Source organism: Rhodococcus sp. NPDC127527, assembly GCF_042672245.1.
Taxonomy (GTDB): domain Bacteria; phylum Actinomycetota; class Actinomycetes; order Mycobacteriales; family Mycobacteriaceae; genus Rhodococcus_G.
Map to the genome: position 1 here is coordinate 24,563 of NZ_JBHXVP010000014.1, position 8,788 is coordinate 33,350.

9 protein-coding genes and 1 pseudogene are annotated in these 8,788 nt (G+C 69.0%); 5 read left to right on the top strand and 5 right to left on the bottom strand.

Annotation, left to right across the window (positions count from 1 at the left end):
* Positions 1-41: 41 nt before the first annotated feature.
* The gene (locus ACFVH2_RS20730; protein WP_378428304.1) at positions 42-536 is read right to left on the bottom strand and encodes a CinA family protein; all 495 of its coding nucleotides are present in this window, start codon (positions 534-536) and stop codon (positions 42-44) included.
* Positions 533-1,147, bottom strand: a complete 615-nt coding sequence (pgsA, locus tag ACFVH2_RS20735) for a CDP-diacylglycerol--glycerol-3-phosphate 3-phosphatidyltransferase (protein WP_378428302.1) — start codon at positions 1,145-1,147, stop codon at positions 533-535. Before pgsA ends, ACFVH2_RS20730 begins: the two co-directional genes overlap by 4 nt.
* Positions 1,148-1,273: 126 nt before the next feature.
* Between pgsA and ACFVH2_RS20740 the strand changes: the two genes are divergently transcribed.
* From ACFVH2_RS20740 to ACFVH2_RS20750, 3 genes are all read left to right on the top strand, one after another.
* A complete protein-coding gene (locus ACFVH2_RS20740) occupies positions 1,274-1,798 on the top strand; it encodes an amino-acid N-acetyltransferase (protein WP_378428300.1) in 525 nt (174 codons plus the stop codon).
* Positions 1,799-1,836: 38 nt separating this feature from the next.
* Positions 1,837-2,124: a YciI family protein gene (locus ACFVH2_RS20745; RefSeq protein ID WP_378428299.1), complete on the top strand. Its 288-nt coding sequence runs from the start codon at positions 1,837-1,839 to the stop codon at positions 2,122-2,124.
* A 196-nt stretch (positions 2,125-2,320) separates the two neighbouring features.
* Positions 2,321-2,608, top strand: a complete 288-nt coding sequence (locus ACFVH2_RS20750) for a YciI family protein (RefSeq protein WP_378428297.1) — start codon at positions 2,321-2,323, stop codon at positions 2,606-2,608.
* A gap of 13 nt (positions 2,609-2,621) precedes the next feature.
* Here ACFVH2_RS20750 and ACFVH2_RS20755 read toward each other — a convergent pair whose 3' ends face one another.
* The 3 genes from ACFVH2_RS20755 to ACFVH2_RS20765 all read right to left on the bottom strand — a co-directional run bounded on the left by ACFVH2_RS20755 (position 2,622) and on the right by ACFVH2_RS20765 (position 7,283).
* On the bottom strand, positions 2,622-3,614 hold the full coding sequence (locus ACFVH2_RS20755) for a TerC family protein (protein ID WP_378428295.1): 993 nt from the start codon (positions 3,612-3,614) through the stop codon (positions 2,622-2,624).
* A gap of 279 nt (positions 3,615-3,893) precedes the next feature.
* Complete coding sequence (locus ACFVH2_RS20760; RefSeq protein WP_378428293.1) at positions 3,894-6,599, bottom strand: DNA translocase FtsK; 2,706 nt, start codon at positions 6,597-6,599, stop codon at positions 3,894-3,896.
* Between the two features lie 60 nt (positions 6,600-6,659).
* Positions 6,660-7,283 carry a TIGR03085 family metal-binding protein gene (locus ACFVH2_RS20765; protein ID WP_378428291.1) on the bottom strand — a complete coding sequence of 208 codons (624 nt, stop codon included), beginning with the start codon at positions 7,281-7,283 and terminating at the stop codon, positions 6,660-6,662.
* Positions 7,284-7,349: 66 nt separating this feature from the next.
* Here ACFVH2_RS20765 and ACFVH2_RS20770 point away from each other — a divergent pair, with 66 nt between their 5' ends.
* Complete coding sequence (locus ACFVH2_RS20770) at positions 7,350-7,673, top strand: DUF6412 domain-containing protein (protein WP_378428289.1); 324 nt, start codon at positions 7,350-7,352, stop codon at positions 7,671-7,673.
* Between the two features lie 129 nt (positions 7,674-7,802).
* A pseudogene (gene yidC, locus ACFVH2_RS20775) lies at positions 7,803-8,728 on the top strand (membrane protein insertase YidC); the annotation flags it as partial.
* Between the last annotated feature and the right edge of the window lie 60 nt (positions 8,729-8,788).

Consider the following 8,788-nt stretch of genomic DNA (forward strand, 5'->3'; position numbering starts at 1 on the left):
AAAATCCGCTCGGTACACCGTTGACCGGACCGAGCCTATCCTCACGCCGATCCGAGCACGCGGGCGAGGAGCGCCGACACGGCCGCGTGAACCGCGCCCGTCCGGATCGCCCAACGGTCTCCCGGCAGGTCGAGTTCGCCCACACGAAGCCCGTCCGGGCCTGCGATTCCCAGGAAGACCGTCCCCACCGCCCGCCCGTCCTGGAGGTCCGGACCGGCGACACCGGTCAACCCGACCCCCCAGTCCGCACCACACCGGGCCACGGCACCGCGGGCCAGCTCGCCCGCCGTGCTCTCGGCGACCGGACCGTCGCGGTCGAGCACCCGTCGGTCCACGCCGGCCAGCGAGGCCTTGAGGTCCGTCGCGTACACCACCAGTCCCCCACGAAGCACGACGCTGGCGCCGGGCACCCCCGCGATGGTGGCGGTCAGCAGTCCCGCCGTCAGCGACTCGGCGGCCGCGACCGTCTGCCCGCGGGCGGTGAGCGCGGCGACCAGCTCCGCGGACTCGGTGCCGTCGGTCAGCGGGTCGGTCACGAGGACAGCGGGTTCGCGTGCGCTCGCGCGCGCGGTCGGATGGCCTGCACCAGGTAGTCGATGCCGGTCGCGACGGTGAGCAGCACCGCCGCCCCCATCACGATCGCGCTCGCGGTCGACCAGCTGTCCGGCAGCGGCAGCAGGTACATACCGATCGCGAACGACTGGACCAGCGTCTTGAGCTTGCCGCCGCGGCTGGCGGGGATGACCCCGTGCCGCAACACGACGAAACGCAGCAGCGTGATGCCGAGCTCGCGGGCGGCGATGATCCCCGTCACCCACCAGCTGAGGTCGCCGAGGACCGACAGTCCGAACAGCGCCGCACCGATCAGCGCCTTGTCCGCGATCGGGTCGGCGAGCTTGCCGAAGTCGGTGACCAGGCCGTACTTACGCGCCAGCTGCCCGTCGATGCGGTCGGTCACGGCGGCGATCGCGAACACGACGGTCGCCGCGATCCGCCAGCCGGTCGCGTGGCCTCCGTCGACGAACAGGACCACCAGGAACACCGGCACGAGCACGATCCTCAGGATCGTCAGGATGTTCGCGATGTTGAGCAGCGGGACCGGTCGCTCCACGTCGGTGGCCCCGTGCACGCGCTCAGCGCCGGCCACGACGGCTCCGTCGACGTCCCGCGACTGGGCGGTCAACCGAGAACCGCCGAGTCGGCGTGGGGGAAAGCGATTCGGACCGGCACACGGCCCAGAATATCGGTTCCACGCACGACTACTGTGCACCCCATGACTTCTGGCCCCCTCGGATCCGATCGGAACGCACCGATCGTGCGCCGCGCCCGTACCTCCGACGTCCCGGAGATCAAGCGCCTGATCGACATCTACGCCGGCCGAATCCTGCTCGAGAAGAACCTCGTCACGCTCTACGAGGCGGTCCAGGAGTTCTGGGTCGCCGAGCTCGACGGTGAGGTGATCGGTTGCGGCGCACTGCATGTGCTGTGGGCCGACCTCGGCGAGATCCGCACCGTCGCGGTCGACCCGAAGGTCAAGGGGCACGGCGCCGGGCACCTGGTGGTCGCGCAGCTGATCCGGGTCGCCCGCGAACTCGAACTCGATCGCGTGTTCGTGCTCACCTTCGAGGTGGACTTCTTCAGCCGACACGGCTTCGCGGAGATCGAGGGCACCCCGGTGACCGCGGAGGTCTTCGCCGAGATGTGCCGGTCGTACGACACGGGCGTCGCCGAGTTCCTCGACCTGAGCTACGTGAAACCGAACACCCTCGGCAACAGCCGCATGCTGCTGACCCTCTGAATCCGTCGATCCGAACACTCCCGAGAAAGCGAGCACCTGTGACCGTCATCGCCGTCGAGTACACCTATGCCACCGCAACTGCTGCCGCCCGCGACGAGATCCGACCCGACCACCGCAGCTGGCTCGGCGGCCTGGTCGAGTCGGGGACCGTGCTGAGCACCGGCCCGTTCGCCGACGGTAGCGGCGCGCTGATCCTCGTCTCCGCGGTCGACGCGGACGCGGCCCGCGAGCTGTTCCGGGCGGATCCGTTCCAGCGGGCGGGCCTCGTCGACGCGACCCGGTTCACCGAGTGGACGCCGGTGATGGGCGCGTTCGCCGGCACCTGATCGACGGCGTCCGGCACCGGCCCGTCCTGACTGCCCGACTTGCGGCTCAACCCTGCTTCGAAGCGAATTCGCTCCGGCGATACCAGCAAGTAGCTACAGTCGGTGCTTCGTCCGCCCGGGCGACGATCGCGACGAGGGGTCAGCGAAGCGAATGTCCACCGGGTTAGCACGCTCCACGGGGGGGAAGCGAAACACGATGCCGTTCATTGCCGTCCACTACGTCTACCGCAATGGGTCCGTTCCCGACCGGGACCGGATCCGTCCGGCGCACCGGGACTGGCTCGGTGAGCTGGTCAGACAGGGCCACGTCCTCACGGCCGGCCCCTACCTCGACGACAGCGGAGCCCTACTGCTCCTCGACGCCCCCGACACCGACGCGGCCGCGAAACTGCTGTCGGACGATCCGTTCACAGTGGCCGGCATCGTAACCGAGGCCCGCTATTGCGAGTGGAAGCCGGTGTCGGGGGCGTTCAGCGAGTTGTGATCGACCCGATCGGTCAGACCACGGTCGATTCCGACCTGTCTCCGCGGGTCTTGATCAGGCTCGCGACCGTCGTGACGACGAGGACGCCCAGGATCACCAGCAGCGACATCCCGGTGGAGATCTCCGGAACGCTCACGTGCTCGCCACCGTTGACGAACGGCAGGGTGTTCTCGTGCAGCGCGTGCAGCACCAACTTCACACCGATGAACGCCAGGATGATCGACAGCCCGTACGACAGGTAGACCAGCCGCTCGAGCAGTCCGCCGATCAGGAAGTACAGCTGCCGCAGGCCCATCAGCGCGAACGCGTTCGCGGTGAAGACGATGTACGCCTCACTGGTGAGGCCGTAGATCGCGGGGATCGAGTCGAGCGCGAACAGCACGTCGGTGAACCCGATCGCGACCAGCGCAAGCAGCAGCGGCGTGACGACCTTCTTGCCGTCGATCCGGGTGATCAGCTTGTCGCCGTCGAACTCCTCGGTGGTCGGCAGCACCTTCTTGACGAGGCCGATGATCCTGCTCTCGCGCTCCTGCTCGACCTCTGCCTCGTGGCCGTGGTCCTTGACCAGCTTGATCGCGGTGTAGACGAGAAAGAACCCGAACAGGTAGAAGACCCAGCTGTAGGCGTTGATGGCGGCGGCGCCGACGGCGATGAAGATGCCCCGCATCACCAGCGCCATCACGATGCCGATGAGCAGCACTTTCTGCTGGTACTCCCGCGGGATCGCGAACGAGGACATGATGATGACGAAGACGAACAGGTTGTCCACCGAGAGGGCCTTCTCGGTGACGTAACCGGCGAAGTACTCGCCGCCGTGTCCGCTGCCCCAGGCCCAGACCACCACCAGCCCGAACAGCAGGGCGATGCCGATGTAGACGGCCGACCAGAACGCCGATTCGCGGAAGGTCGGGGCGTGCGGGGTGCGCACGTGCGCGAAGAAGTCGAATACGAACAGGCCGAGGATCACCAGACAGGTGACGATCCAGACCAACGGGGACACGTGCATGAACTTCAGACCTCCGGTTGCCTATGACAGGGCACCGGAGGTCTCTCCCGCCGGCAATACACCGACCGACAACCCCGGAGCGGCGACGCTGCCGCTCGTGCTGACGAGATTGTCACAGGAATGGGGATACTCCCCTCCAAGCTGTCCCCATTCAACCACACGAACGGGGCTCGTCCCGCCTCCCACCGCCTGCCCCGCCCATCGACCGAATGTGCCGTTCGTTGCGTCAGACCGAGTGAACGCTTCCGTTCACTCGATCTGACCGAACGAATGTGCCGTTCAGTCGTCGGCGGACGCCTCATCGGGGTCGCCGCCGCGGATGGACCAGAGCAGCCCGTCGAGTTCGTCCGGCTTGATCAGCACGTCGCGGGCCTTGGACCCCTCGCTCGGCCCGACCACACCGCGCGTCTCCATCAGATCCATCAGCCGGCCCGCCTTCGCGAACCCGACGCGCAGCTTGCGCTGCAGCATCGACGTGGAGCCGAACTGACTGGTGACGACCAGTTCCACCGCTTGCAGCAGCACGTCCATGTCGTCGCCGATGTCCGGGTCGACGTCCTTCTTCTCCGCCGCCTTCGCCGTGGTGACGCCCTCGGTGTACTCGGGCTCGGCCTGGTTCTTGGTGAAGTCGACGACGGCGGCGATCTCCTCGTCGGTGATGTACGCGCCCTGCATGCGGGTCGGCTTGCCCGCTCCCATCGGCAGGAACAGTCCGTCGCCCATGCCGATCAGCTTCTCGGCGCCCGGCTGGTCGAGGATGACCCGCGAGTCGGTGAGCGAGGAGGTCGCGAACGCCAGGCGCGAGGGCACGTTCGTCTTGATCAGGCCGGTGACCACGTCGACCGACGGCCGCTGGGTGGCCAGCACCAGGTGGATCCCGGCGGCGCGGGCCTTCTGGGTGATCCGGACGATCGCCTCCTCGACGTCCCGCGGCGCGGTCATCATCAGGTCGGCGAGCTCGTCGACGATCGCCAGGATGTACGGGTACGGCCGGTAGACCCGCTCGCTGCCCAACGGGGCGGTGATCTCCCCGGAGCGAACCTTCTTGTTGAAGTCGTCGATGTGCCGGACCTTGTTGGCCTGCATGTCCTGGTAGCGCTGCTCCATCTCCTCCACCAGCCAGGCCAGCGCCGCCGCGGCCTTCTTCGGCTGGGTGATGATGGGCGTGATCAGGTGCGGGATGCCCTCGTAGGGGGTCAGCTCGACCATCTTCGGGTCGATCAGGATCATCCGGACCTCGTCCGGCGTCGCCCGCTGCAGCAGCGAGACCAGCATCGAGTTGACGAAGCTGGACTTACCCGAGCCGGTGGAACCGGCCACCAGCAGGTGCGGCATCTTCGCGAGGTTGGCGCTGACGAAATCGCCCTCGATGTCCTTCCCCAGGCCGATCACCAGCGGGTGGTGGTCCTTGCGGGTCGACGGCGCGGACAGTACATCCGCCAGCCGGACCATCTCGCGGTCGCTGTTGGGCACCTCGATGCCCACCGCCGACTTCCCGGGGATCGGCGCGAGCAGTCGCACGTTGTCGGTGGCGACGGCATAGGCGATGTTGCGGGCCAACGCGGTGATCTTCTCGACCTTCACGCCCGGGCCGAGTTCGACCTCGTACCTGGTGACGGTCGGGCCGCGGGTGTATCCGGTGACCGCGGCGTCGATCTTGAACTGCTCGAGTACCTCGGTGATGGCCTCGATCATCGCCTGGTTCGCGGAGCTGCCCGTCTTCGGCGGGTCGCCCTCGATCAGCAGCGAGGCAGGCGGCAGCGTGTAGTCGCCCTCGATGACCCGGTCCGGGATCAGCATCTCCGGCTCGTCGTCCGATTTCGGCGGCGCGGCCTTGGCCTGGGGCTTCGGCCGCGGCTTCGGCGCCGGGGGCGCCGCGACCGCCACCGGCGCGATCACCTCGGTGCGCGAGTCCGCGGTCTCCTCGACCGGGTAGTTCGACTCCGGGTCACCGAGATCGTGCACCGGGTACCCGTCGGCGTCGAACAGCGCCGGATCGTAGTCGGCAGGGTTCTTTCGGCGGGACGGTCGCAGGGTGCGCAGGTCCTGCAGGTAGTCCGGTTCGTAGCCGTCGTACTCGCCATGCTCGTCATCGTGACGGCCGTCGTCGTGGTGCTCGTCGTCGTAGGGCTCGTAGTCGTCGTGGTGCCGACCGGTCCCCAACAGCGATCGGACCCGTTCCGGCACCTCGCGCACGGTCGTCCCGGTGACCAGCAGGATCCCGAACCCCAACGCGAGCAGCAGCAACGGGACCGAGAGCCACATCGTCAGGCCCGTGGTCAGCGGACCGCCGGCCGCGTAACCGACGAAACCGGCCCCGTCCGCGCGGCCCGCGGCGTCGGTCGGTGCCCCGCAGATGACGTGGAAGATGCCGAGCGCGGGCAGCGCGATCAGCAGCGAGCCGAGGACCAGCCTCGGCCGGATCTCCGGCTGCGGCTCGGAGCGCATGAGCACCACCGCGACGCCGGCACCGACGACGGGCAGCAACGCCGCGGCACCGCCGAACACGGCCCGCACCGCGGTCTCGATCCAGTTCCCGACCGGACCGCCCGCCCCGAACCACACGGCGGCCGCGACGATCACGCTGCCTGCGATGAGACCGAGCGCGATGCCGTCCCTGCGGTGGCCGTGTTCGATGTCGGCGGCCTTGCTCAAGGTGCGGGTGGTGGCGCCGACGCCGCGCGCGGCCAGGGTCCATCCGCGACCGAGGCCGTTGCCGATCGCCTTCAGTGGCGTCGTCTTCGCCTTCGCGGGCCTGCGGGGGGCGGCGTTCGCGCGGGTGCGCGGCGCGGTCGCCTTACGCGGAGTGGAGACGGTCCGCGTGGTGCGACCACCCGAGCGCGGCTTCGACGCGCTTGCGGACGAACCGCCGGACCTCGCGGTCGCGGACCTGGAACCCCCGGACGCAGACGATCCCGCGCGGGCGGACGACCGCGGCGAGCTCGCCGCACTCTTGGTAGTCGAGGTTCCGGTCTTTCCTGCCATGGCTGTCAGGCTAGTCGCTCGGGCCCCATCGGGACCATCCGCAACACCCGTAACAGGCGGTCAGATGCTGCGACGACGCGCACTCACGGCCGCGACGGCCGCCGCGGGGCCGTCCGCCTCGAGCCGGACCGCGTCCCGCCCGAACGCGTGCAGGGCGAGCTCGGCGGGCTCGCCCCGGAGGACCACCTCGCCGCCCCCGGACCGGTGCACGACGGCGCGTTCACCGGTCGGCCGGACCAGCACGACCGTGCACGGCGCCTTGCGGTAGGTCATCCGCCCCATCCGGGTCGCGATCGCCCACACCGCATCCTGCCTGGGCGCGTCGAGCTCGCGCGGTTCCCACGCCGGTCCGGCCCGCCGCACGTCCTCGTGATGGATGAACATCTCGCCGAAGTTCAGCACCGCGTCGAGGGGCCGCATCGGCGACCACAGCGGCGGTCCCGTCCGCACCAGGTCGAGCAGGTCCGGAAAGGGCCGGGTGGCGATCGACGCCTGGACCCGCTCGGTGTACGGCGCGATGGCCGCGATCGTGATGCCCGGGGCCGCGTCCAACCGCCGCTCCCGCAGCACCAGATGCGCGGCCAGATCGCGCACGGTCCACTCCCCGCACAGGGTGGGGGCATCGGGTCCGACCCGGGTCATCGTGTCGACCAGTGCGAGGCGTTCGTCGTGGGCCATGCTCATGACCACACGCTACGTTCTCGGGGCGACGCCTCGGGCCACGGCGCTCGCAATCGGTAGGATCCACCCGTGGCACGAATCGGGTTTGCACTCGCGGACGGGCTGAACGCTGTTCGGCTCACCTGGACCGCGCTGCTCGCCCTCGTCATCACCGCGATGCTCGCGGTCCACAGTCCCGCGGCGATCCTCGGCGCGGCCGTCGCCGCCCTGCTGCTGCTCGCCGCGGCGGGGCGAGGATCGCGTTCCCCGCTCCACCTGCCGACGGAGCCCGGCCGCGGTCCACGCCACGAGGAACGTCGACTCCGTGGCGCCTTCCGCAGGCAGAGCGCTCCCGACAGCCCCGGCCGGCCCCGCCAACCCCGCGCGCCCGGACAGGTCCTGGTCGCCGCGTAACGCCCAGCGTTACGTCGGCCAACTCAGTCGACCCAGTCCATTCGCGTCCAGCCCACCGACACTCGGGCGGACGCACTACCCACTGTCACGACGCCGAGTCGATCGCGTCGTGCGCATGCGAGGTGCTCGATGCTCGATTTCATCTACAATCCCGTGTCCGCGATCCTGTGGTTCTGGCACAAGGCGTTCGGCGCAGTTCTCGGACCGGACAACGGGTTCGCCTGGGCGCTCGCCGTGGTGTTCCTGGTCTTCACCCTGCGACTGCTCCTGCTCGCGCCCGCGATCCGGCAGGTTCGCACGACCCGCCAGATGCAGAAGCTCCAGCCCCAGATGCGGGCCCTGCAGAAGAGGTACGCCGGGGACCGTCGGCAGCTGACGGTCGAGATGCAGAAGCTCCAGAAGGAGCACGGCTTCAATCCGCTGATGGGATGCCTGCCCGCGCTGGTGCAGGCGCCGGTGTTCATCGGCCTGACCACGTACTCAGTTCCTTCACCCGGACCGGAACAGGCGTCGGCCAGCTCGCGATGTCGCCGGCCGCCAACGCGAACACCCCGAACTACTTCTTCGGTGTCGGCGACGTGCAGTCCTTCCTGAACGCTCGCCTGTTCGGTGCCCCGATCTCCGTCGCAATCACGAGCCCGCAGAGCACGCTCGAGTCGTTCGCGTCGCACGGCGGCGTGCCCTCCGTCGCCACGATTGCCGCCGTCGCGATCCCCTTGATGGTGATCGCAGGTCTCGCCACCCACTTCAACGCGAGGGCGTCGCTGTCGAGGCAGAGCCCGGCGGCCGCGGAGAATCCGCAGACCGCGATCATGGGCAAACTCGCATTGTGGGTGTTCCCGCTGGGTCTCCTGGTCAGCGGACCGTTCCTCATGATCGCGATCCTGCTGTACTGGGTCAGCAACAACATCTGGACCTACGCCCAACAGCACTTCGTGTTCGCCCGGATCGACCGCGAGGAGGCGGCGAAGCTCACCGCCGACACCGACCGCCGCGCTGCTGCCGCGCCCCGACCTGGTGCCCGCCCCGTCCGGGGCAAACGGGACGCCCGTTCACTCCAGCGATGACCTGGAGGCCGACAAACGGGTCGGGCGCGGAATGCACCTACTGTGCAC

What these genes read in the sequence shown, in the direction of transcription:
- ACFVH2_RS20740 (WP_378428300.1), top strand. Translation starts at nt 1,274, where the DNA reads ATGACTTCTGGCCCCCTCGGATCCGATCGGAACGCACCGATCGTGCGC.
- ACFVH2_RS20765 (WP_378428291.1), bottom strand. Translation starts at nt 7,283, where the DNA reads ATGAGCATGGCCCACGACGAACGCCTCGCACTGGTCGACACGATGACC.
- ACFVH2_RS20760 (WP_378428293.1), bottom strand. Translation starts at nt 6,599, where the DNA reads ATGGCAGGAAAGACCGGAACCTCGACTACCAAGAGTGCGGCGAGCTCG.
- ACFVH2_RS20755 (WP_378428295.1), bottom strand. Translation starts at nt 3,614, where the DNA reads ATGCACGTGTCCCCGTTGGTCTGGATCGTCACCTGTCTGGTGATCCTC.
- ACFVH2_RS20750 (WP_378428297.1), top strand. Translation starts at nt 2,321, where the DNA reads ATGCCGTTCATTGCCGTCCACTACGTCTACCGCAATGGGTCCGTTCCC.